22 protein-coding genes are annotated in these 24,210 nt (G+C 44.0%); 4 read left to right on the top strand and 18 right to left on the bottom strand.

The window, feature by feature from the left end:
• The 9 genes from vgrG to IH597_09445 form a co-directional block, all read right to left on the bottom strand.
• On the bottom strand, positions 1 to 1,752 hold the full coding sequence (gene vgrG, locus IH597_09485; protein MBE0662688.1) for a type VI secretion system tip protein VgrG: 1,752 nt from the start codon (positions 1,750 to 1,752) through the stop codon (positions 1 to 3).
• Position 1,753: 1 nt separating this feature from the next.
• Positions 1,754 to 2,425: a LysM peptidoglycan-binding domain-containing protein gene (locus IH597_09480; GenBank protein MBE0662687.1), complete on the bottom strand. Its 672-nt coding sequence runs from the start codon at positions 2,423 to 2,425 to the stop codon at positions 1,754 to 1,756.
• The gene (locus tag IH597_09475; GenBank protein ID MBE0662686.1) at positions 2,425 to 2,592 is read right to left on the bottom strand and encodes a hypothetical protein; all 168 of its coding nucleotides are present in this window, start codon (positions 2,590 to 2,592) and stop codon (positions 2,425 to 2,427) included. The genes IH597_09480 and IH597_09475 overlap by 1 nt, the downstream gene beginning before the upstream one ends.
• 4 nt (positions 2,593 to 2,596) lie before the next feature.
• Positions 2,597 to 3,046: a phage tail protein gene (locus IH597_09470; protein ID MBE0662685.1), complete on the bottom strand. Its 450-nt coding sequence runs from the start codon at positions 3,044 to 3,046 to the stop codon at positions 2,597 to 2,599.
• 17 nt (positions 3,047 to 3,063) lie between these two features.
• The gene (locus IH597_09465; GenBank protein ID MBE0662684.1) at positions 3,064 to 3,495 is read right to left on the bottom strand and encodes a phage tail protein; all 432 of its coding nucleotides are present in this window, start codon (positions 3,493 to 3,495) and stop codon (positions 3,064 to 3,066) included.
• An 84-nt stretch (positions 3,496 to 3,579) separates the two neighbouring features.
• Entirely contained in the window at positions 3,580 to 5,586 is a 2,007-nt protein-coding gene (locus IH597_09460) for a phage tail sheath subtilisin-like domain-containing protein (GenBank protein MBE0662683.1), read from the bottom strand.
• A gap of 25 nt (positions 5,587 to 5,611) precedes the next feature.
• Positions 5,612 to 7,123: a phage tail sheath family protein gene (locus tag IH597_09455; GenBank protein MBE0662682.1), complete on the bottom strand. Its 1,512-nt coding sequence runs from the start codon at positions 7,121 to 7,123 to the stop codon at positions 5,612 to 5,614.
• A 17-nt stretch (positions 7,124 to 7,140) separates the two neighbouring features.
• Entirely contained in the window at positions 7,141 to 8,352 is a 1,212-nt protein-coding gene (locus IH597_09450) for a hypothetical protein (protein MBE0662681.1), read from the bottom strand.
• 32 nt (positions 8,353 to 8,384) lie between these two features.
• Complete coding sequence (locus IH597_09445; GenBank protein ID MBE0662680.1) at positions 8,385 to 8,975, bottom strand: DUF4255 domain-containing protein; 591 nt, start codon at positions 8,973 to 8,975, stop codon at positions 8,385 to 8,387.
• Between the two features lie 414 nt (positions 8,976 to 9,389).
• Between IH597_09445 and IH597_09440 the strand changes: the two genes are divergently transcribed.
• Positions 9,390 to 11,141 carry a DEAD/DEAH box helicase gene (locus IH597_09440; protein ID MBE0662679.1) on the top strand — a complete coding sequence of 584 codons (1,752 nt, stop codon included), beginning with the start codon at positions 9,390 to 9,392 and terminating at the stop codon, positions 11,139 to 11,141.
• Positions 11,142 to 11,212: 71 nt separating this feature from the next.
• Here IH597_09440 and trxB read toward each other — a convergent pair whose 3' ends face one another.
• The 9 genes from trxB to IH597_09395 all read right to left on the bottom strand — a co-directional run bounded on the left by trxB (position 11,213) and on the right by IH597_09395 (position 22,018).
• On the bottom strand, positions 11,213 to 12,154 hold the full coding sequence (trxB, locus tag IH597_09435; GenBank protein MBE0662678.1) for a thioredoxin-disulfide reductase: 942 nt from the start codon (positions 12,152 to 12,154) through the stop codon (positions 11,213 to 11,215).
• 351 nt (positions 12,155 to 12,505) lie between these two features.
• Positions 12,506 to 13,468 (bottom strand): SDR family NAD(P)-dependent oxidoreductase, encoded by a 963-nt coding sequence (locus IH597_09430; protein ID MBE0662677.1) that lies wholly within the window; start codon positions 13,466 to 13,468, stop codon positions 12,506 to 12,508.
• Between the two features lie 176 nt (positions 13,469 to 13,644).
• The gene (locus tag IH597_09425; GenBank protein MBE0662676.1) at positions 13,645 to 14,301 is read right to left on the bottom strand and encodes a GPP34 family phosphoprotein; all 657 of its coding nucleotides are present in this window, start codon (positions 14,299 to 14,301) and stop codon (positions 13,645 to 13,647) included.
• Positions 14,301 to 14,498 carry an Arc family DNA-binding protein gene (locus IH597_09420; protein ID MBE0662675.1) on the bottom strand — a complete coding sequence of 66 codons (198 nt, stop codon included), beginning with the start codon at positions 14,496 to 14,498 and terminating at the stop codon, positions 14,301 to 14,303. Before IH597_09420 ends, IH597_09425 begins: the two co-directional genes overlap by 1 nt.
• A 9-nt stretch (positions 14,499 to 14,507) precedes the next feature.
• A complete protein-coding gene (locus IH597_09415; protein MBE0662674.1) occupies positions 14,508 to 15,362 on the bottom strand; it encodes an SPFH domain-containing protein in 855 nt (284 codons plus the stop codon).
• Positions 15,363 to 15,530: 168 nt separating this feature from the next.
• A complete protein-coding gene (locus IH597_09410) occupies positions 15,531 to 17,729 on the bottom strand; it encodes a PAS domain-containing protein (protein MBE0662673.1) in 2,199 nt (732 codons plus the stop codon).
• Positions 17,730 to 18,075: 346 nt separating this feature from the next.
• A complete protein-coding gene (locus IH597_09405) occupies positions 18,076 to 19,170 on the bottom strand; it encodes an ATP-dependent 6-phosphofructokinase (GenBank protein ID MBE0662672.1) in 1,095 nt (364 codons plus the stop codon).
• Between the two features lie 78 nt (positions 19,171 to 19,248).
• Complete coding sequence (locus IH597_09400) at positions 19,249 to 20,007, bottom strand: response regulator transcription factor (protein ID MBE0662671.1); 759 nt, start codon at positions 20,005 to 20,007, stop codon at positions 19,249 to 19,251.
• 328 nt (positions 20,008 to 20,335) lie between these two features.
• Complete coding sequence (locus IH597_09395) at positions 20,336 to 22,018, bottom strand: histidine kinase (GenBank protein ID MBE0662670.1); 1,683 nt, start codon at positions 22,016 to 22,018, stop codon at positions 20,336 to 20,338.
• Between the two features lie 729 nt (positions 22,019 to 22,747).
• Here IH597_09395 and IH597_09390 point away from each other — a divergent pair.
• From IH597_09390 to IH597_09380, 3 genes are all read left to right on the top strand, one after another.
• Positions 22,748 to 23,101, top strand: coding sequence for a hypothetical protein (locus tag IH597_09390; protein MBE0662669.1), 354 nt, complete (start codon positions 22,748 to 22,750; stop codon positions 23,099 to 23,101).
• A gap of 64 nt (positions 23,102 to 23,165) precedes the next feature.
• Positions 23,166 to 23,741 carry a hypothetical protein gene (locus tag IH597_09385; GenBank protein MBE0662668.1) on the top strand — a complete coding sequence of 192 codons (576 nt, stop codon included), beginning with the start codon at positions 23,166 to 23,168 and terminating at the stop codon, positions 23,739 to 23,741.
• Positions 23,742 to 23,982: 241 nt separating this feature from the next.
• Positions 23,983 to 24,210: hypothetical protein (locus IH597_09380; GenBank protein ID MBE0662667.1), on the top strand; the 228-nt coding region annotated here is incomplete at its 3' end.

Here is a 24,210-nt window from a genome sequence, read left to right as displayed (position 1 = left end):
TTAATTTATCTGAACCAATGATCCCTGGATTATCAATACGCCACCCGCTTTCAACTCAGTACTTGCACCTCCTTCGAGCGTCATGCCTGCCTGGGCTTTGAGTTCAAGGTTTGCGGCTCCGAGCACAAGCCCCTGGCCCGCCTTCAACTCTATCTTGCCAATACTTTCTATAGAAATCCCTGTGCTGTTCATTGCAATTTTATTCTGGTTCTCATCCTGTAATTGTATTTCCCCGCCCGAGTCATCCACCAAAATTTTCTTTCCACCCGGAGTTTCCAGTGTGAACGATTTTTCATCATCGTTAAAAATCATTTTTATTCCGCTGCGGGTTACGAAGCCTTTTTCATGATTGTCGTCGCTGCCTGACAGTGGTGCCGGTTTTCTGCTGCTATTCAGCATTCCGAGCACAATTGCATCGCGTGGGTCATCATTGATAAAGCCCACAATCACCTCATCATCTATTTCGGGCCTGAAAAACGAGCCGCGGTTGTTGCCGGCATCAAGGCTTGCAATGCGTGCCCAAAGGCCTTCCTGGTCTGAACCAAGAATTGGAAGATGAACTTTTATCCTGTCCTCACCATCAGGATCGCCGGCCAATTGTAAGACTTTCGCAATATGTAAGCCTTGCACAGCAGCCATCAAGCCTGAGGCAGGTTTTTTCTCAATATTAAATTTTCCCGTGAACCAATCCGGGTCGCAACCAAACTGAATATCAAGTTGCCAGTCGCCACCAGAAATGAAATGCTGCACGCCGCTCACATAAGCTTTTCCGTTGAACCGCTCTCCAACACCTTCGAGTTCAATCGTTAAACCGGGCTTAACCGTATGAATTCCCCTGCATTTTACACGTCCGCGAACCTTTGCCAACTGGCGTTTCAGCATCAATGCATCGGCCCAGGCTTGTAATTCCGGTTCTTCAACCTGGCCGCCATGCCCTAACACAAATTCATCAAGACCGATTACTTCAGCTAGATCATTACTGGAAAGATTTCCGTTCAAGGCTATCTGTGGATTATTGGCTTCAACTTCAATGATTCCCTGATCGCTGGGGCTCCATGAATTCGAACTCACTTTGCCAAGCTGAAGCCTTGCATCAATCTCAGCATCCATTTCCAGGATGGTTGCCCCGTAGGTTAGGGTCAAAACCGCATTCTGTGAAATATCGGGAGCTTTTACAGTTAGCTGGCCATCGTCAGCGAAGCAGAATTTGCCGTTGGCTTCGGCGCGGGCCACAATAAAATCCCAGTCACTGCAATCATATTGGATCAGCTTTTTGTGCGATACCGCTGTAGCCTCAATATTGGGGTTCAAACCAGCATAGGTTCCGGCGATAGCTGAAAGAATATCATTGTCCTTCATTTCAGCAAAATATTTGCTTTTGCGGCCAACTGTCATTTTCACAGTTTTGTCGCGGCACTCCAGCACAAGAACGGAGCCCCCTCCGCTCCTGATCTTGATGCTGTGTGCGATGATCATGCCTTTGAAAATAGTATAAACATCATTTTCATAGCCTGCCATCACTTCGATTTCCTGTCCAGGAATGAAGAGTTCATTGTCGCTGGCCTGGAAACTCCCTCCCGCGGATTCTCCGTCAATTAATACAATTTTAGCCCAGGGTATGCGGTTGATCTCTTTTGAAACAGTGATGGAATCAACCAGAAAAGTGCGAGCAATCTCATTGCCGTTGATCCTGATCGCAGGCGTAACAACCGTTGCAGGCCGCGTTGTTGGTATGGTTCTGCTACTGGGCATACTATCTTGCTATGGGTGGAAACTTGATTTTTTGTCCGGTTACAAGGTTCCTGTAATCATTTAATCCGTTGGCTTTTGCCACTTCAATGTAATATTTGGAATCGCCATAAATCCTGAATGCCATCAATGGAAGGGTATCTCCTTCGTTGACGGTTCGCACATGGGTCAGATCCGGCGAACTGGCGTTTTCTTTGGCTACGCGTTTGGTGTCGTCAATTGCACCGATGAAGCCGGCTTTGGCAACTGCACGAATTGGAAGGCCACTTGGGCGAAAAAGTTTGTAAGTAATATCAAGGCTCTCAAGACAGCAGTCGAATTTCAGAGTTCCCCAGAAAATGCTAAGGAACCTTGGCCTGTGTTTGTCGCCTTTGTATTCCAGCACAGTTTTCTTAAACAAGAAAAGTTCAGCTTCAACGCCAGTGACATCGTTCCTGATCGAGTTTACCACTCCGGTACTGTCGAAAAGCAACTCAAAGTTGAGTTTCTGCGGCTCGATTTTGTTAAACTGCGGAAGCATACCGGTAGTTCCCGGAGCCTGTTTCTCAGCATAGTTCACATTGATTTTCTGTGAGTAGCTTTCAGGGTTCACCATTACTACCATCATGCCATCGGGAATTTTCCTTTCGGCGTCAGGGTAGGAAAAGATCATCATCTTTGCAACATTCATCTGCATCAGCGTTCATTTTTCTTTTTTAACAATTCCATCACCTGCTCGACACATTCGGCTATGATCTCCTCTTTGGATGGGACTTGCCCCGTTTGCAGAGGCCTTACGTCGCGCTCCAATTGGTTGCGGTTCACACTCACCTTTATGTTTAATTCTCTGATCTCAATGGGCATGGCTTCAGTTTTTCGACAAAGTGAAATATTGATATTGCAGCTCAAAGGTCTCTATAGCTATGGAACTTTGTTCCGCATCCAGGTCGCTGAGACTCCATTTTTTCGGCCAGGCATGCTTCACATTCCAGGTCATCAAGGGTTCATGCGCTTCGTTAAGCAGCGAAATTGAAATATCAACCGGATTGATGATCAGCGACTGAAATGCATCGTTGCACCATTGTGTGAGCAAAGCGGAATTTTTTACCAGGCCACGTTTGAGCACAAGCAACGGAAACTTTGCGCGAACCGGAAGCACATGTTCGTATCGGTTCTCACCGCCTTCCTTCACTGATTCGGTTTCCAGTTCCATGCTGAGGCCTGAAACGGATTGAAAGCGGCTGTCAACATTCTCATTTCCAATGCCCGAAAAAACCACACGAAAATGAAATCCTACCGGTGGATAATAATTTGCCATAGCAGCTAAGGAATCAATTAATCATTCTGAATAACCAGCCCCTCGTGTGCAAGTTCCAATGTTTCCACTGCAGCTTCGTTGGCATCGCTTTTCATATCAGTTGGTTGGATCTTCACCGGCCATGCGTTTTTAATCTTCCACACCACGACAGGTTCGTGCTCTTCGTTAAGCAGACTGATGGTCAGATCGCGGCGCTCAATGGTATTCAGCTTTACGGTGTTGAGCCAGTTATAAAACTCATTGTCCGATCTGAACGTGCCACGTTTCAAAGTGATGTTGCCATACTTCTGCATTCCCGGCATTTTAAGTTTGCTGTATTCTTTGTTGCTGCCTTCGCGGTATTCGATCACTTCATTTTCGATGGTCAGGCCGCTGACTTCGGTAAAGCCGATACGTGTGCCGCCCCACTCAACCTGAAAATGAAACTTAGGTAATGGATAAGTTGCCATGTTAATGTTATTTAAGGTTTTGTTTTATTGGATTGTTGGATTGTCTGTTATGTTTTTGGCGGAAGTGAAACCTCCCGCTATCTGTTATGCATTCCCCGTCAGCATCTTGTGGCTGAAGCGGAGGATGATGAATTCCGCCGGCCTTACCACGGCCATGCCAATTTCAACGATCATTCTGCCTTCAAGGATGTCGAGCTCGGTCATGGTTTCGCCGAGACCTACACGAACAAAGAATGCATCTTCGGGTTTGGCGCCTTGTAGCGCTCCGGCCCGCCATTGGAGTATCAGGAAGTTCTCGATCATTGCTCTGACTTTCACCCATGTGTTTGCATCGTTGGGTTCGAACACAAATGGCTCAGAAGCTTTCTTTGTGCTTTGCTCAACCATGATAAAGAACCTGCGTACCGGCACATAACGCCATTCATTGTCATTTCCTGCCAGGGTGCGAGCCCCCCAGACCAAAGTGCCTTTTCCGGCGAAAGCGCGGATAGCATTCACTGATTTTCCGGTGGTGTGTACGTTCAGGCTTTCCTGATCGCGGCTATCAATTTTCACAGCCGGGCCAATTACCGAATTCAGGCTGATATTGGCCGGCGCTTTCCAGACACCACGGGTACGGTCAATGGTGGCATACACACCGGCGATGGCGGCAGATGGCGGCAAGGTTCGCATATATTCAGTAACCTTGTCGTTGACACCATGAAAGAAAGTATGCGAAGCAAATATGGCCTTTTCTGCCTGGTCCTCATAAAACAGTGCAGCAGAAAGCAAGCCCTGATAAGCTTGAAGGATCACATCAACAGTAGCGCTCAGTGCATCAATGATTGCGATGCGGCCGGTGTTATCATTGCTAAAAGGTGTACCATCGGCTGCTATGGCAGCATAAGTGTCGCCGCCAAACCATTCAGTTTCGAGAAATTCATAAAGAGCTTCAAGAGCAGCAGCATCGCGGTTGGCATGTGAGTTAGCCAGGGTTGCAGGATTTTTTTCAATGGACACAAGATGTTTTATGGCATCGGTAAGCGCTGCATTGATTTTCAACGCTTGAACATCTTTATGAAAATTTGAACCGGCATCTGCTGCAATGTCCGACTTTTCAAAACTTCCGACCAGGCCGGCAAGCAGGTTCAGATAAGCCGTGATGCTCACAATCGGTGACTGATCGGCAGCAATTGCTGATCTGTAAGACACTAACTGTTCACGTATGTATTCAACTCCACGAGCCCGCAGTTCATTCAGATCAATTTGAGGCTCGGTTATGTCAGTGACCGCATCGCTGTCTTCACGGGTCTCAGCTAGTTTTTCAAGCAGTGCGTTTTCATTAGTATTATTTGAAAATTCAGTCAGATCAACGATTTCAGTATCCAGGTCTGCTACATCAAAAAACTGCAATTGCCTGAGGCCTACCTTATGATTGTATGAACTGATGACCCAGGGATAATAGGCTGCTCCGTAATTCAGGGAATTGATGCCGATGGAATCACGGAAATCTGAAACCGGTTGGCTAACCACATCTTCGGCCAGATGGCCCTGCATGACATCAAGGATCGCAAAACGGTCCTGAAGATCGGCACATTGTTTAAGTGCGAGCTTTTGCAATTCAGCAAACTGTGCTAAATCCGGCTCATCATCGCCATCCAGCAAACCAACCGCATCAGGCGAGAGCAACAAGGTTGGTTCATCATACTTTCGCAGTGTATCAAATCCAGCTTTCAGCGCAGCAAATTCAATGTTGTCTTCGTACGAACCAACGCTGACGATATAACAGTTTCCACCTCCATTGTCATAAAACTGGCGCATGGATTCATAAAGGAAGAAGTGCTTGGAGGGTGTGATCGAAACAATGGCGTTTCTTTTCGTTTCATCGGTAACAATCCGGAAACTTTCGGGTGTATAAGCCGTCCCGAACAATGATTCGAACTCCACGAGCGATTTTATTTTCACGGGCAGGTCTGTAAGGTCTTTGCCATTTGGGTCTTCGGCTTTTCCGGTATATCCAACAAAGGCGGGAATGGCCGTTTCGACCTGCGCAACCGATGGCGGAAACAGCGCGATTTCCTCCACATAAACACCTGGGGTTTTGTATGACATAATCGTTAGGTATTGAATTAATTTACTATGAAACTACCATTTTATGGCTGAACCTGAGGATGATGAACTCTGCCGGCCTTACTACTGCAAGCCCGATCTCAACGATCATGCGGCCTTCGAGGATGTCGAGGGCGGTCATGGTTTCACCTAAACCTACGCGCACAAAGAATGCCTCCTCTGGTTTTGCACCTTGCAGCGCACCTGCCCTCCATTGCAGGATCAGGAAGTTTTCAATCATAGCCCTCACTTTCACCCATGTATTTGCATCGTTGGGTTCGAACACAAAGGGTTCGGTGGCTTTTTTCACGCTTTCCTCAACCATATTATAGAACCTGCGCACACTGATGTACCGCCATTCGTTGTCATTGCCAGCCAGGGTGCGGGCGCCCCAAACCAATATGCCTTTGCCTGTGAACCTGCGAATGGCGTTGATTGATTTTCCTGTCGCTGTTACATTCATATCTTTCTGATCCTCATCGTCGAGTTTGACACTGAGTTCCTTTACAAAGTTCAGACTGATGTTTGCAGGCGCTTTCCAAACCCCACGTGTGCTGTCAACCGTTGCATAAACCCCTGCTAATGCAGAAGCCGGGGGCAGAATTACCCTCAGCATATCCATCTGCTTTTTGATAGCGGCATACAACTGACTGTTCATGTGGTACAATGATTCCTGCGGGTCTTCCACATCGGCCTGACCAGGTTCGGGGTATTTACGAAGCACCTCCACGTCGGCAAGTTCATCCACACCGCCGGTGATCACAATTTGACTTTCATCGGTGAAGTAGGGCAAAGTTGTTATAAGCCAGGGGAAATAAGCCGCTCCATAGGTAAGATTATTGTTGCCGATACCTGTGCGGAAATCATCAGCCAGGGCTCCGGCCCCCATATCATAATACATGTCAATTTTGCCTGCCTTAAAATCACTCAACCTTTGAGCATCGGAAAGATCCAGGTATAAATCGGCGATCACAACCCTGTCCATTAACTCAGCAGCCTGGGTTAAGGCCCTGGTGTAGAGCGAGTAGAAATCAGTGCGGGAAAGGGATACTGCATCAGTGAAAATGATCATGGTCGGTTCATCTTCTTTCCTGAGCGCCGCCAATGCATCTTCCATCTGGTCTGGTTCGTTAAAGACAGCATCATCGTAACTTCCGCAGGAAATGATGTAACACGGCCCGCCACCATTGGCAAAATACATCTGCAGGCAATAATGCAGCCTGAACTGCAGGCTGTCGAAAGGATCGCGCAGGCTGCCATCCATTACAAATTCACCTTGCGTATTTTTCATTATCCTGATGCCGTTGGTGGGATCGTTATCATTGGTAAAGGCTGTTTGCCTGGGCATTCCAAATACCTGTTCAAAATCAGCGAGTGACCTGATGCGCCTGGGCTTGTTTAAGAGCGACAATCCGTTATAACTGTCATTTTCAGTGAACCCGATAAAAGCAGGAATTGCCGTTTCAACCTGGGCTACGGATGGAGGCAGTTTGGAGATTTCTTCAACATACACTCCTGGGGTTTTGTAGGTTGTTGCCATTGTAATTATTGTTTAAATTAATTTATATGAATTTCTGAGTAATATTTGTTTTCAGCTGGTTTGCTTAACGCCTCTGTTTTAACAGGGGCATATCCGGGATTGGGTAAATCTTCAATATCTGCACCGTCTTTATCTTTAACGGTTACATTGGTGATTACTCCATACCTGGTTAAAGGAAGCGGTTTTTCAGTAACTGAATTTGCATTGAACACTTTGCCAACATAGCGCCAGTAAGTACGCCGGTTGCGGAAGCGAAGTTCATATTCCGGGGATCGAAGGAATCCGTTACCATCAATCATACTGTAATCCGGGCTATCGCTATGCAGGGTCAGGTTTATAATGCCAAACGGATTTGATCGCTGCTGGAAAAGGTAGAAGGCAATATCGTCGTCATAAATTGGATCAGCAGACTCAAAATGAATTGTGTAAAAACCATCGGGGAATCCACGCATATCAACCTGTACTGTACGATACTCTCCTGCAAGAATATTTATTTCGGGAGTGATTGTGACGCCCGCTGCTGTTTTTACCGTAATTGAAGGGGTAACATCGGTTTCACTTACTTTGTAAAGAAGCATTCCGCGAACCACACTATGCTGGTCGTTTATATTGACATAAGCTAACGGAACATTATCTGCAAGCGTTTCAATCATCCAATCAACTGAATTTGTAACAGGATTGGTGGTCTTATTAAGGGCTGTGAACAACGTAGTAAGATTATCAGGATGGTTTCCAAGCATATCACCTGGATAATACTCGGTATCTGCTTCATACACCGGCGGATTTGAAGAAATTGATGGAAAACTCCTGGAAGAACCAGAAGTCAGGTTTCTGAACACATACATTTTGCCAGAATTTCCAATAAATGGCAGGGCAGTGTAATTCATAAAACCCATGTCCTTAAGCTGTATCACGAAGGTAAAAACCTGATCATCATCAAAAGGGTTGAACAGACTTAAGGTTGGCGGGTTCTGATCATCGCTTTCGGCTCTGACCCCGATAATGATGCCCTGTGACGTTGCTTTGAAAACGCAATTATGCGCGTTTAAAGTTTTTTGGCATTCGGGTGAAGGGTAAATATCAAAAAAATCACGCACATCATATTGCAGCATTGTCAGCGCTTTGTCTTCATCAGTCATTGAGTCAAAAACCGTTTCTCCTTTGTTCAGGAAGAAGTGATGAAGTATTTTCACCTCGAATAGTTTATTGTATGTGATTGTCACTGCCATTTAATGAATGTTTGTTCAATTCAGCTTTAATTTTAGATTCCTGATTCCTCAATTCTTACCTGCCTGATTATTCCACGGGTTTCGGTTGTGCTGTCGCGCTCAAGCTGCAGTATCCTTACTTTATAACATGCAAATGGTTGCTGTTTTCCACCCAGGGTGCTCCAGAGGAAATTTACCTGTTCAAGACTCAACGATTGAAGATCAACGATAATGCGGAAATTATCAGGCAAGCCCTCTACCTGTGTCATACTATTCTGTTTGGTGAAAATGTTTTTACCCTGAAAGAAGGTTATAGCAAACGATAGGTAGATCAATGCATTCTCGTAATTAGTCATACATGAAGAAACCAGTAGCGATAAGTTGAGATTTACCGGTGGGTTACCGTATTTCACAAGATCATTGTTAACAATAGTATGCCCGGGATTATTTTTCATGGTCGGCTCTTCCGACAGGTTCACAAGAGAAAGGAGAAGATTATTGGTCGTATCAAGATCATCCTCGCTGAGGCGGGCAACATTCTGCAAAGCAACAACAGGAGAAGTGATCCCATCGCCGGCTTTTTTTACCTGGTCAATGAATACATTCATTTGTTCAGCAAGGAATTTTAAAACAGGATGAACCATTCTTTTCTAATTATTTACACTCACGAACTTAATCGTATCTCAACAAAGTCCAGTCAAAATAGCCTGATAAATAAACAATTTGAATCTCGTGGAGCCGAAGCTAAATGGGGTGTAGTGGAATGAGTTTGTTTGGGTTACTCAGGCCGGCTTAATGCAGGATCAAAGCTACAACATCTAAGAAGCCATGTCAAGCATTTAAGCTGTCTAAATCGTAAATTAACAAAAGATTAACAGATAGGTTGTTTAGCTGAAATAGAGCCAAACACTTAAGAACAATTCTTTTGCATTCTTTTAGGTGAAGATCATTCTAATTGACAACACAGACGATAAACACTCAATTCAATAATTAGCGTTGTCATGTTATTTGATTAACAATTAAGACTACCTTTGCAGGCAAATTTCCTAAATACTTTTATGCTTAATTTTCAAGAACTTGGGTTGAAACCGGACCTTATAAAAGCGGTTGAAGCCCTCGGGTTCAAAGAACCCATGCCTGTACAGGCAGCCGTAATCCCATTTTTACTGACCCAAGCCCGCGACGTTGTCGGTCTTGCACAAACCGGAACAGGCAAAACTGCCGCATTCGGTTTACCCTTGCTGCAATATCTGGATTTGAGCCTGCGCCATACGCAAGCCCTAATCCTTTGCCCCACCCGTGAGCTTTGCATGCAAATTACCCGTGACCTGCAAAGCTTTGCAGCATTTATGCCAGGTGTGAACATTGTCCCGATATACGGAGGCGCCAGTTTTGATGTGCAACTTAAACAGTTGGCGGCAAAACCTCAAATCATTGTAGCTACCCCGGGCAGGCTCAACGATATGATCCGTCGTAAAAAAGTGGATTTCAGTAAGGTTTCCTGGGTAGTGCTCGACGAAGCCGATGAAATGCTCGATATGGGTTTCCAGGAAGAAGTAGATACCATCCTTGAGTCCACACCGAAAGATAAGCATACACTGCTTTTTTCGGCTACAATGCCCGAAGAAGTGGAACGCATCCTGACCAAATACATGCAGAAGCCGGTTATTAAAACTGTGGGACAGCGTAATTCAGGAACCAGCAATGTAAAACACATGTATTACATGGTTCAGGCCAAAGATCGCTACCAGGCGTTGAAACGCATTGCCGATTTCAACCCCCGCATGTATGCGCTCATTTTTTGCCGGACCCGTGCTGAGACCCAGGAAATAGCCGACTCACTCATACGCGACGGTTACAATGCCGATTCGCTTCATGGTGATCTGAGCCAGGCGCAACGCGACCATGTAATGAAACGCTTCCGTAATCGGACCCTGCAAATGATGGTTGCCACCGATGTTGCAGCCCGTGGCCTGGATGTAAATGATCTTACCCATGTGATCAACTATAACCTGCCCGATGAAGCCGATACCTATATTCACAGGAGCGGCAGAACAGGAAGGGCCGATAAAACCGGCATCTGCGTCTCAATCATCCACATGAAAGAGAAATTCAAGATCAAGATGATTGAGAAAAAGGTTGGCCGTGAATTTGCCAAAGCCAAGATTCCAACCGGCGTGCAGGTTTGCGAGAAACAACTTTTCCATCATATTGACAATATGGAAAACGTGGAGGTGAATCGCGAAGAAATTGAATCTTTCTTACCTGTTATCTATCGCAAGCTCGAGTGGATGGATCGCGAAGAGATCATCAAAAGATTTGTTTCACTGGAATTCAACCGCTTCCTTGATTATTACCGCGATGCTCGTGATTTGAATGTTGAAGAAAGCCGGGATTCGCGTGGTGAAGTATCACGTTTTCAGCGCATGTTTTTTAGTGTGGGTCGTAAAGATAAAATGGCAGCACAGCAGATCATCGGCCTGATCAACGAGGTAACCCGTTCGCGTGATGTGAGGATAGGCCGCATTGACATCATGCATGCTTTTTCATTTGTGGATGTTGACAGCAATTCCGTAGAACTTCTCAAGCGCTCATTCGCCAATGAAAGTCAGAACCCGATGCGGGTGAGGATTGAACTTGCCAGCGACAGGGATGGCGCCGCACCTCAAACAAAAAGAAAAAAGCCATCGTTCGGTGGAAACAGGGACGATTTCTCGGGTGATAAATTTCAGAGAAAAGAGTTTTTCTCTGAGTCAAGGGGAAAAAGATCAGCGGGTAAAGACAAGAAGTCGAAATTCAAACGGAGATAAGTTAATATCTGATAGATTAAAGGGACGCAAACCCCGACCAAAAAAGGGGATGGCGTCCCTTATTCTTTTTTTTACTCCTGTGCTGAAATGAACCTTTCCGCTTCAATTGCAGCCATGCATCCGGTTCCGGCAGCAGTCACAGCCTGGCGGTAAATATGATCCTGCACATCTCCGGCAGCAAAAACACCGGGAATCTTTGTGGAGGTAGTTCCGGGAATGGTTTTCAGGTAGCCATTCACATCCATTTCGAGCTGGCCCTGGAAAATGGCAGAATTAGGGGTATGACCAATGGCAATGAACAAACCGTCAATTTCAAGTTGTTTGTGCGATCCATCCTGAGAGTTCTCAAGCAATACACCCGTCACAACCTTGCCATCGCCCAACACTTCTTTTACATGATGGTTCCAAACAGGTTCAATGTTGGCTGTCTTAAAAACCCTTTCCTGCATAGCTTTCGATGCTCTTAATTCATCGCGGCGATGGATAAGGTAGACTTTCTTACAAAGTTTTGCAAGGTAAGTGGCTTCTTCTGCGGCTGTATCACCTCCACCAACAACGGCAACCACCTGGCCACGGAAAAAATACCCGTCGCAGGTAGCACATGCCGAAACACCAAAGCCATTGTATTTCTTTTCTGATTCAATTCCTAACCAGCGGGCTGTTGCACCGGTTGCTATAATAATGGTTTCGGCTTCAATAATTTTACCGTCGTCTGCTTTGGCAATGAAGGGGCGTTTTGACAAATCCACTTCGGTGATGATGCCCCAGCGGGTATCAGTGCCAAAACGTTCAGCTTGTTTCTTGAAGTCTTCCATCATTTCAGGGCCGGTTTTTCCATCGGGATACCCGGGATAATTTTCAACTTCGGTAGTAATGGTTAATTGTCCGCCGGGTTGCAAGCCCTGGTACATGACAGGTTTAAGTTCGGCACGTGCAGCATAAATGGCAGCCGTGTAACCGGCCGGGCCTGAACCAATGATCAGGCATTTTACTTGTTCAGTCTGGTTTTGCATCTTGTGGTTATTTAATATTTTATGACATGGGTGGCTATCAGAAATAATGCCAACAGGAGAAATCCCATTTGTGGCTGCAAAAATAGTAAAATTGGCTGACAGGAAGGCAGGGGAAATAGGAGGCAGGAGGCAGTGGCAGTTGGCTTGGGAGTGATGAAGTTGTGATTAGTTAATAGATTAATGTAATTGGAGTAATGGAGTAATGGAGTGATGGAGTTGTGTTTAGTTAATTGGTCAATTGGTTAATTGGATAATTCAGTAATTGCTAATTATTTGTTCTTTGATCATTGGATTTTGAGCATTGAATTTTAGACTCTGAACTGGGCCAGGATGCAGGACGGAAGAAAGGATTTAATTTATGGGGTTGGTTTCCTGGATTAGCTTAATTCCTAGATCCCAGATCTTTTCCTTATTTTCTGGTAAAACAGCGTAGCGGGGAACCATTGTCATGTGCCGAAGCTGTTGGATAGTGGTCTTACCAGTCCATTTCATTTCAAGATCGGGCTTTCCCATGATTTCAGTTTGAATATTGAGTAGTTTGCCTGTCAGATTGCTGAACTTTTCAGAAGTGCAAATCTCGTAGTAACATTCTGCCATATCCTTTTGTGGCCGGGCAGTGAGGTTCATTAAACGGGCCATGGTTCGCCAATAAAATGTCTTAAATCCACGAAGCTTTTCGTTGCTGATCTTTATGGCCGGAATAAGTACAGAGTTAAGATTTATTCCATCGGGCTCATACTCTTCAGCCTGCTTAAATGAGAGCATCAAAAAAGCCATTTTGGAATCGCCGTACATTTTGTAAGCGTTGTACTTTCTTTCGTTTTTATGTTCTCCACGCAGATTATCCCAATCAATGCTACGTTTGGGGTCGAAAAAGTATTTGATGTTTGTAGTGCTTGCGTTCAGAACCCTGGGATTTTCAGATTTTGCCAGCAGCGGCCTTAAAAGTTTTGTAAGTAAAAACGGCCCGAAAGCATTGGTGGCAAAAGACATTTCAATGTTTTCCTGACTATGCTGATAGTGCTTTTCACCATAGTTGAAGTATCCGGCATTATTGATCAGAATATCCAGTTTGCTGTATTTACTTTTGAATTCTTCGCAAAAATCCCGGATTGATTCAAACGAGGAAACATCCAGCTGCATCAGATCAACTTTATTGTTCCCGCTTGCCGCGATAATACTTTCCCGTGTTTTCGCTGACGTAGCAAGGTTACGACAAGCCATCACCACTGTATGACCCTGTTGCGCAAATCTTATTGCAGCTGCTTTTCCTATTCCTGAATTTGACCCTGTAATAATTATAGTTTTACTCATGCTTATTCATGTTATTTCTTGTCAACAAAAATATTGAGCTGGAGGGAAACAGCTCAACACAACTACAATATATGACGGAAAAAGCCTGTTGAAATCCCGTTTCTGACATACGAATGATTTCCCTTACAAAATCATCGCTATGCAAGTGAGGTTAATTTCTCCCGGTTAAATTATGATTACGTGCCTGATGATGCTTTTTTCATTTGTAGCGTTTGTTGCAACTCTTTCCCTATGGCTTTGAATGTGTCTTTGTGGTCTTCATACGGTAATTTTGAAATCTGCCTGAACCGTTGTTTAGCTCTTTTTCTAAGTTCACCATCAGGAAAAAACTGTCCCAGGACATTAAGCGAACCGAGCAATTCAATAAGAAGCCTCATTTTCAGATCAGGTTTACGGCCATAAATCAACACCCTGTCCATGATGGTTAATATAGGCTTTAGTCTATCGGAACGGTTCACACGATAACGTTTGCCCCATGTAATGCCAAGCCATTCAACAGGCCAACTGCTTATTTGACGTGTATTTTCGAGATAATTGAGTTGATTACGGTAAATTTTCCCAGCCTTTGTACTAAGCCCATTCATCAGCCATGAAAATTTCTTTCCATTTAAACCGGATAGTTTCGAAAGCAAATCATCAAGCACAGGGTCGCCGGTTTCATGAGGCGTTGCTTCAATTCTGCCGGTGACAATATTTAATTTCCCCAGCAAAACCATGTCAAACATCGCAGCAGCAATCAACGCATATTCTATCACGCTGTTTTTTCTTACCCATCCCTTTTCGGGATGGATGCATAATAAAATGAGAAGGTCCTTGATCTTAAGATTTTCCATCACGATGCAGCATTATCATCTGTTTCATCCGATTCGCCTGGTGCAGGGCCTTTGAGACGGCCTGCTTCCTTTAGCGCGCGATGCAGTATCCACTCGATCTGTCCGTTGGTGCTACGGAACTCATCGGCAGCCCATTTCTCAAGCTTTTCCATGGTTTTCTGGTTAAGTCTTAAAACAAATGCTTTCTTTTTTGTCATTCAAATCTCCTATTGGTGCAAGGTCCCGGTGTTTATAACCGGACTGGCATCTTTATCTGAACACAACACCACCATAAGGTTACTTACCATGGCAGCCTTTTTATCTTCGTCAAGTTCAATAATCTGCTTTCGTGAAAGTTGCTCAAGGGCCATTTCAACCATACTCACAGCGCCTTCAACGATTTTCTGTCGGGCGGCAACAATGGCTGAAGCCTGCTGGCGGCGTAGCATTGCACTTGCAATTTCCGAAGCATAAGCCAAATACGCAATACGCGCTTCCATTACATGGATGCCTGCAATTTCAAGGCGTTCTCGCAATTCATCCTCCAATTGCTGGTTTACCTCTTCACCTCCGGCGCGCAAAGAAATTTCAGCTTGTTCATCATCAAAATTATCGTAAGGATATGCTCCTGCCAGTTTCCGGATTGCGGCTTCGCTCTGTATATCCACGAAACGGATATAATCATCTACTTCGAAGGCAGCTTTAAAAGTGTTTTCAACCCTCCAAACCAGCACGATGCCAATCATGATAGGATTACCAATTTTGTCGTTTACCTTAATGGGATCACTGTTAAGATTTCGGGCCCGTAGCGAGATTTTTTTACGGTTATAAAATGGGTTGATCCAGTAAAAACCGTTTTTCTTTAAAGTCCCGCTGTACTTACCGAATAATACAAGTACGCATGATTCATTCGGATTGACGATTTGCAGGCCAATCCAACTAAAAAGGTCAGGGATAAGCAGTAACAACCACCAGAAATTCATGGTTGCAAAAGCAAGCCAAACCGGGCCGATGAGCAGAATAAGTGAAACAACCACTCCAAGGAATCCCAACACAGACGATGAGTTTTTTTCTTTTTCCATAACTGTATTATTTTGATATCATTTTGATATCGCAAAAGTAATTTAAAAATATACGTTTGCAACAATTTGAAGAAAAAAAATCTGCAGCAGTAATTATTTAATAATCTTGCTGTTTCAAACTCCCGTCATTAGAAGTATTGAACTTACAAAAATCTGGCTATTGGCTTGCTAAGCATGCAGCAAAGGAATCTTTGCAATAAATTCGTGTTGTGATTGCTCAAATACCGGTGCTTTGTCGCAAATGAGCGAATAACGGCTGGAAATATTATTCAACCCAATACCGGTGCTGGCAATATGTTTTTCGCGAACCTGCAGGTTGTTTACAACGTTGAGGTAACCGTTATCATCAATGAATAAACGGATGGTCAGCGGAGATTTGGTCGAAAAAACGTTGTGCTTGATGGCGTTCTCAATCAACAATTGCAGCGATAATGGAAGAATGAGGCGGTTTTCCTTTTCTTCATCAAATTCTATCTTGATGATCACTTTGCCTTGGAAGCGCGTATCAATTAAAAAAACGTAAGCCCGCAGAAAATCCATTTCCGTTTTTACCGGAACCAGGTTTTCATCACGGTTCTCAAGCACATAACGATACACCTTGGCCAGCCGCTCGGTGAAGGTTTCGGCAAGGTTTGGTTCGAGTTTGATCAATGAAATCAACACATTCAGACTATTAAACAAAAAGTGGGGATTCACCTGCTGTTTGAGCACATCAAACTGCGATTGCAGGTTCTCTTTTTGCAATCGCAACAGTTGTGTGTTGGCTTCAGTGAGTTCGGCAGTGCGTTGGTCAACGGCCTTCTCAAGATTCATGTTGAGTGTTTCGAGTTCTTCCTTGGCATAGCGAAGGTCTTCTTCCACTCGTTTGAGCTCGCTAATTTCTACTATGATCCCACGAAAGCCTGTTACCTTACCATCGCGTATGATCGGACTGCTATAAATAATCACCGGACAATGCCTGCCATCAGCACAAATAGCAGTGTATTCGTTAAAAAGTTTTCCTTTCCCTTGCAGCTTGTCTCTCAGATTGCTGACCATCCTTTCTTTATCTTCAGGAATAAAAAATTGTAATGCGGATACTTTGCCATCGGGTTTTCGAACGCCTTCGCCAAAGAGTTCAACTCCGGCGCGGTTCACAAAAACAATGTTGCCTGCAAGATCAAGTTCGTAAATGGTTTGAGGGAGAAAATCAGTCAGTTCATGGAATCGTATCTCGCTTTCATGATAAGCTTTTTCAGTTTCCATTTTTTCATTGATGTCAATGATCACACCGTCAATCCAAAGCAGTTTTTCGTCTTTGTCGAAAATACCTCTACCATTTTCCTGAACCCAAACCGTTTTGCCACTTGCATGTGTGATCCGATAGATAACCTCAAATGGCATTTTCATTGAAATGCCATTGTTAACCTGCCTGACAACATCCTCGCGATCGTCAGGATGGATGATATCCATATAGCTCATCTTTGAATTGCCAATGATATCACTTGCCGGATAACCGGAAATTTTCTCAATCTGATGGCTGATGAACTGCATACTCCAGTTTGCATCGTTGTTGCAGCGATAGGTGACCCCTAGCTGGTTTGAAATAATGCTGTGCAGCTGTTCCCGGCTTTGAGCCAATGCCGTTTCTGCTTCCTTTCGTTCAAAAATTTCGCGTGCGAGTTGTTTGTTCAGTTCTTTTTCCTGCCTGATGAGTTCTTCCGTATGTGCATTTTTCTGCTGGGCGAGGCTGAGCTCAATTTCTGCATCAAGGTTTCGGCGTGATTCGTTCATTTGTTTAATGATCAAGCGCTTGAGCGAATGTTGAAGATAGATGCACAGAAACCCGATAAACAGTAGATAAGAGGACTTAAAAATGTGACTGGATGGTGAGAGCGAGAGGCTGACCTGAAAGGCATCAGGATTGCCAAAATAATGGTAAAAATAAACGATGTTGAAACTAAAAATCGAGAAGAGTGTAATGAATACAAGTAAGCGCTGATCGAGCCGGAAGGTGTAAAGCAGGATCATCACCGGGTAAAGGAATGTTGTGGCTGCGGCAGTTACGGCAATCTGGTCGAAGGAGTTCGCAAGATAAAAAAGGTGGAACGCTATAATTCCTGTATCAATCGCCGCCCCGCCATAACGGCTCCACGCGGGGTCGTAATTACGCTTGAGCCCTGCAGCAATAAGAATATTACACAGCGCATAAAAACCTATGAGCAGGATGGCATGTAACGACTCGGACTTGTAACCGGTGAAATACTGCATGGCGAGCAGCAAAACCAGCAGGGCAATAAAAACCCATCTGAAATGAACCATTAGCTTCGAACCGCGAATACGCTCTTCAAGAACAATTTCCAAAGGAATTTCGCTGGCTTTTACCATAGTGGCTGAGAGTTATGTTAGAGATGGTTAAAATCGGCTGTAAAAATAGGGAAAAAAGCAGCTATCGGCCAAGCTTGGTTTTTACCACTAAGCTCACTTAGAACTGATTTACGAACAAGGATTACCTCCGGTGAGATCGCTTCGCTAAGTTAACGATTTTAGATTTTCGAAGTTAGGAGGGCACTTCATAGATCGCTATTCGTTAATCCTTGTTCTCAAATCAATTTATCTTAGATTTTCTTATTCTCTATAAATCAAATCCTTGCGTCTTCGTGTCTTGGCGGTGTGAATTATTAAGGCTAAGTGAACTCAGTGCCTTAGTGGTGCAGACTGATCAGGCCCCGTCTCAATCCCCGAAACAAATCCCTACTCCCCTTGCAGTTTTCATCAGGGCGTTATCGGGTGTAACCAGGTTAGGCTGAACGATAGCCTCTTTCAGGGTAACACTTGTGATATAAGGATGCTGGTAAGAAACCATTTTGCCGAATTCAGCATTTTTAACCATTTCAAAGGCTTTCACCCCAAACTGTGTTGCCAGCACGCGGTCGTAGGCAATAGGTATCCCGCCCCTTTGCAGATGGCCCAAAACTGTAGCACGCATTTCATGCACGCATCCGGCTGTTTTCAAGTCTTCCAATAGCTTGAACGCGACACCGCCTAGTTTAAAGTTGCGGTATCCTACCTCGTCTGACTTGCTCCCTACCACATCGCCTCCAACCGGATGAGCGCCTTCGGAGATAACGATGTTCACAAATCCACGTCCCCGTACAAAGCGGGAATTCACTTTATCGAGAACCTTTTGTGTATCGTAAGGAATTTCAGGGATCAGACAGATTTCCGCACCACCTGCTACGGCAGCATTCAGTGCGATCCAACCTGCATCGCGGCCCATCACCTCCATGATAAACACACGGTTGTGACTGGCAGCGGTGGTCACCAGTTTATCAACGGCCTCGGTTGCAATCTGGATTGCGGTTTGAAAACCAAACGTGGAATCGGTTGCCGAGAGGTCATTGTCAATGGTTTTGGGAACCCCGATGATATTGAGCCCTTTTTCGTGCAAGGCCTGGGAAATGCGCTGCGAACCGTCGCCGCCGATATTGATTACGGCATCAATGCCAAGATACTGTATTTTGCGGATCATTTCATCGCTGCGGTCCACTGTGATCCAGCTACCATCGTTTTGTTTCACAGGCCAGGCAAACGGGCCTCCCTTGTTGGTGGTTTGCAGTATTGTGCCGCCCTGATAGTGGATGCCTGAAACGGCTTTTTCGTCCAGCACCATGATCTCGGTTGGTTCGCGCAAAATACCGTTAAACGCTTCGATACTGCCTAAGACTTCCCAATCTTTCTCTTGTGAGGCGCGCTTTACAACGGCCCTTATCACAGCATTTAATCCGGGGCAGTCACCGCCGCCGGTTACTATAAGTACTCTTTTCATTTAGTTTTCAGTTTGATGATCCTTCCGCCAACTCAAATTGCCGGAAAGGGTGCAAAGGTAAGAATCTGCCAGAAATTCTTAAGCATCAAGCCATGCCTTGAAGCGGGTGACCTTATCTATGCTCACGAAAATTTCGTCGGGATAGGCTGGGGTCAGATCAATCTTAAGCCTGCTTTTGGGGTAAACATGCACATTACGGATGGCTTTCAGCCTGATGAGGAATTGCCGGTTGATGCGGAAAAATTCCGTGGGATTGAGTTGCTCGGCCAATTGCTCGAGGCTTAAATCAATAGGATAATGCAGGTTCTCATTTGTTACCAAAAAGGTAATGCCCTGGCTTGAGTAAAAGTAAGCCACCTGCTCAATGCCCACCGATTTAATCTTTTCTCCAACCGTGATGCTGAACCTGGCTTTGTATACCGGATCCCGCTTTGAAATAAGATCAACCAGTGATTGCATATCAATAGCAGTGTTTCCGGGAGCCTGCCACTCTTTGTATTTATCAATGGCCTTATAAAGTTCTTCGGGCAAGATTGGTTTGAGCAGATAATCAATGCTCTTCATTTTAAATGCTTTGATGGCATACTCATCGTAAGCGGTGGTGAAAATGATGGGGGCACTGACTTTTACCTTTTCAAAAATGGCAAAACTCAATCCGTCATCAAGATGGATATCAAGAAAAATCAAATCGGGATCGCCATTGGCGGTAAACCAGTTAATGGAATCTTCAACCGATTCGAGTTTTGCAAGCACCTCAACGGAAGGATCATATTTGGTGATCATTTTTTCCAGGTGATTGGCTGCAAGTTTTTCGTCTTCAATGATTACGACTTTCATAGCGGTAGTTTTATATTTATTTAATCGTGAGATGTTTATGTTCAAGGATTCAAAATTCAAGATTCAAAATTCAAGATTCTGGGTTCTCGGTTCATAATTCAGATGTTCTATTGTTCTATTGTTTGTTCAAGAGGTTGGTTGCTGGTTGCTGGTTGCTGGTTTTTTTGCCTACTGTTTAATTGCTTACTGCTTACTTGTTTATTTCTCGTTTTTGTAAAATTTAAGTTACTTGTGGACTGCTGCTGCCGCTGCCTACTGCCGCTCTTGAGGATTCATAATTCAAATGTTCTATTGTTCTATTGTTCTATAGTTGGTTTAAGGTTCAAATTTATAAAAGTGGAATACGGGCGATAAATCGCTCTTGGTCTATTCCAAAAAAAGTCGGGCGGTCGGTTAAAAAGCTGTAGCGGTTCGCAATATTGATCAGGCCGAGGCCGGTTGATTCCATGTTTTTTTCGCGTTTCTGGTAATTGTTGATCACATTCAGATAATTTTCATCATCCACAAAGATATCAATATTTAATGGTGAGCGATTGGTAAAAGTATTGTGTTTAATAGCATTCTCAATCAGAATCTGCAGCGAAAGCGGTGGAAGTTTCAAATCCAGATTGCCAGCATCCACTCGGTAATTTACTTCCAGTTTATCACCGAAGCGGATACGTAGCAGAAAAATGTAAGATTTCAGGAAATCAAGCTCGGTTCTCAACTGAACGAGATCATCGGAGCGGTGTTCGAGCACATAGCGGTAAACCTTTGATAGCTGCCCGGTGAATTTCTCGGCCAGTTCAGGTTCAACGCTTATCAGTGAAGTGAGCACATTGAGGCTGTTGAAAAGAAAATGTGGATTTACCTGGTTTTTAAGCATCTCAAACTGCGATTGCAAATTTTCTTTCTGAAGTTGCAGCAGTTCATTTTTCTTCAGTTGCAACTCACTGAAATAGCTCTGCATTTGTTCCAAAGTTGTTGAGTAGTTCTTCTCAAGCATTGACAATGACTTTTCAAGGTCGGCTTCAAGTTTTTTTCGTGCAGTAATATCCTGGGCCATAGAGGCAAGCCCAATCACCTTTCCCGTGCTATTTTTCAGCGGAGTGTTGTACCATTCGCAGATGATGGTGCGGCCATCTTTTGTCAGATTTTCATTTACATTAAAAGATCCGCCGGTTTTATTCAGAATATTTTCCCAGACTTTGTTGATGCTCGCATGCTGGTGTTCCGGCACAATGATCTCATAGGCATGACTTCCAATGGCTTCTTCCCGTGTGAACCCAAAGGTTTTTTCGGCAGCCGGGTTCCAATCCACTACTTCGAGATGCTCATTCCATTCAATGAAAGCAAGTGGAGAGTGCTGTATATGGAGGGTGAGCCTTTTGTTGGCTTCCTTCAATGCTTTTTCGGCTTCTGTTTTCGCTTCGCTGCTGTAGAAGGCGTTGGCCGATAAACGGTTGTTCAGCACCGTAACAAGGGTTCCCATAAGCAAGGTACCGCTCATAAAGAAGCTCCATTCCAGCACAGGAACCCAGTCAATGGGTTCGGAAGAAAAAGCGTATAGGATCAGATAATATTGGAAGATGAAAATAATCCCGTGCAATATTTGGTTGCGATAGGGAAAAGGTATAAAAACAAACCAAATGATGAGCATAAAACTGAGGCCGCCCCAGTATGAACTTTCGAGGCCGCCGTGCAGCCATGAAATGAGAGTGCAATAAAATGCACTGATATAGAAGCCGATATAAATGCACCATTTTACAACCTTGTCGCTGTCCGATATGTGTGCAATGGCCAGATTGGTGATAAAAACCATGATGATGCCAAGCCTTACCGCAAATAATAAATTGATGCCATGGAAACCCGAAAGCCAGTCGTGGGTATGAAAAACTGCCACCAGCAGTATTCCTATAATAGTAATCACCAACAGGATACGTTTCAGGTTTTTCTCGCGGTAATGCAAAAAACCATGATCATGATTGAACTGGTTCAATTCCTTTAATGATTGGATTACGGGTTTGCGCATTTCTATTTACCTCAACATATAAATGGATAGTTCAATTCAGATTTGTAGCAAAAGTAAGCCCTGGCTCAGGGATAGGAAAATGATGCTTGGTGAAATACCCTAATCATGGGTTCAATGCCGGAAAACACATTTTGAAAGGACAGTAACAGGAATAAGAAAATGGATCAGGTGCTTTTAATCTGTAATTAAACTGCATCTTTCGATGCAATTTAATTTTCTGATGTAAAAATGAGAGCAAACTTTGAATGAATGTAAACTCTCAAATCATAATAATGAAGTAAACATCAAACAAGACTGATTCCGACACACTCATATACCCCTCATTGTGTTGTCTTTGTGCGAAGAAAAATGATTATTCTTCATCCCGTCTAATACCTTCTCTTCTGCATAAAATAACTGCCCCACAACCGGGCGATTGCGTGATTTCGGGTTGATTGCTTTTGGATAACAATCTGTCAGAAATAAAACATCATCGCCGGAATTCAAGAATCTGCTTTTGTTAAACAATTGCCCAAAATCTGCCCACTTGCCCGTTTACGGGCAATTTAAGGTTTGCTTCGGTAAGGCCAGTAAAATAAGCCGGTTTGGAAGGTGTTGTCTAAAATGTTGCCCGGAACCGGGCATGCAGATATGCAACCCCTTTGACGAATATTCATTGCAACCTCCTGTTATTCAATTGATTATAAGCTTGGCACGATATTAGTAAAAGAAAAAACGATTGATACCAAAATGAAAATAGTTGTGTTAGGCAGTGCAAGAAAGGCCATGAGTGCCATTGAGAAGATCGCGAACGATACATATCACTATGTGAATGATGCTGATGAAGCGCTTGATGCAGTGGAACGCTATTATGCAGAACTCCTGGTCATTGAAAATGAAACAAACCCGGTAAAATTGCTACTCAATGAACTCAGGCAACTACCGCAAACAGTAAAGGTAATAGTACTAAACCCTTCCCGTCACTATTTCATGCTTGCCGATAATACACTCAACACCTCCATACATTATTATATCGTTGAAAAGAAAATTGAAATAAATAACAAGAAAAAATTGAATTACAGGAATAGCTCAGATAAAATATAGCTTTTAATATCAACAGTCTTAAAAACCAGACTTTCATCAACCAGGTTTTTAACAGAGAAAACAAATGAAAAATCTCCAACATTTAATAGTACTGGTCATCATGATCCTTTTTAGCCTGGGGTGCAATAAAAATGAAGAGCCCAGGGTGATGATGCAGCAATATGTTGTATTCAGCGTCAGCCAGATTGATCCCTTATTATTAAAGGACGCCAGCGATATTGAATGTCCGCTTGATGCTGATGGCAACCTGAAAATCCCCACAGTTGCAGAAGTGGTCATAAACGATACTACCTATTATCCTTCCACATATTATTTGAATGACAAGCTTTACACCCAGGCTATTAAACTTGCCCTGCCTGAGGGCTCTGCAACCTCATATAATATCTCATGGTTCGCTTTGCTTGAGTCCATCGGGGGCGATATAATTATGGCAACACCGCTAAGTGGTTCTTATTATGCCGATTACGTAACTTCCGTTGTTGACTTTGATATTAATGTCAGTCCGTTTGAGAAAACCGAAGTGCAGGTTGATGTTTTGTGCTATTTAACTGAAGCCTGCCAGCTATTTGGTTTCAGTAAGCAGGCAAAAGGTCAGTATTCCACAGCCAGATCGAATCCCTATATAACTCCTAAACCTTAGTCCAAACAACCTAAAAATCAAACCATGAACAAATGTAGATTGCTCTGTGCCTGGCTGCTCTAGCCGCAGCCCCTAGCAAAATACAAAAAGCCAGAAACCATCAGGTTAAATTAAAACCAAATTTCCTCCGGTATGAGCCGGAGACCTTCAGAAAAAAAACAGGAGTGGTTTCCTGAACACGAAGGAGGAACAAATAAATCAACAAACCAAAAACAAAGTTTAAAACCAAAAATCAGAAATTATGAAAACAAAAATTTTAACATTGCTGGTGCTTCTCGCAATTGCGGTTGTAAGCTGCCAGAAAGATGAAAAAGAAGCCGTGCCGCAAGATGTAACTTTTGGCATTGAACAAATTGATCCCAGTGGGCTCAAAGGTGACTTTGACTGCCCTGTTGACACACAAGGCAACCTGCTTATTCCAGTAAAAGCAGAAGTAATTGTTGGTGGCGTCACTTACTTTCCTGAAGTT

Source organism: Bacteroidales bacterium (assembly GCA_014860575.1).
In the GTDB taxonomy this organism is placed as follows: domain Bacteria; phylum Bacteroidota; class Bacteroidia; order Bacteroidales; family JAAYJT01; genus JAAYJT01.
The sequence above is the reverse complement of the archived record's forward strand: the minus strand, read 5'-3'. Positions and strand labels throughout refer to the sequence as shown.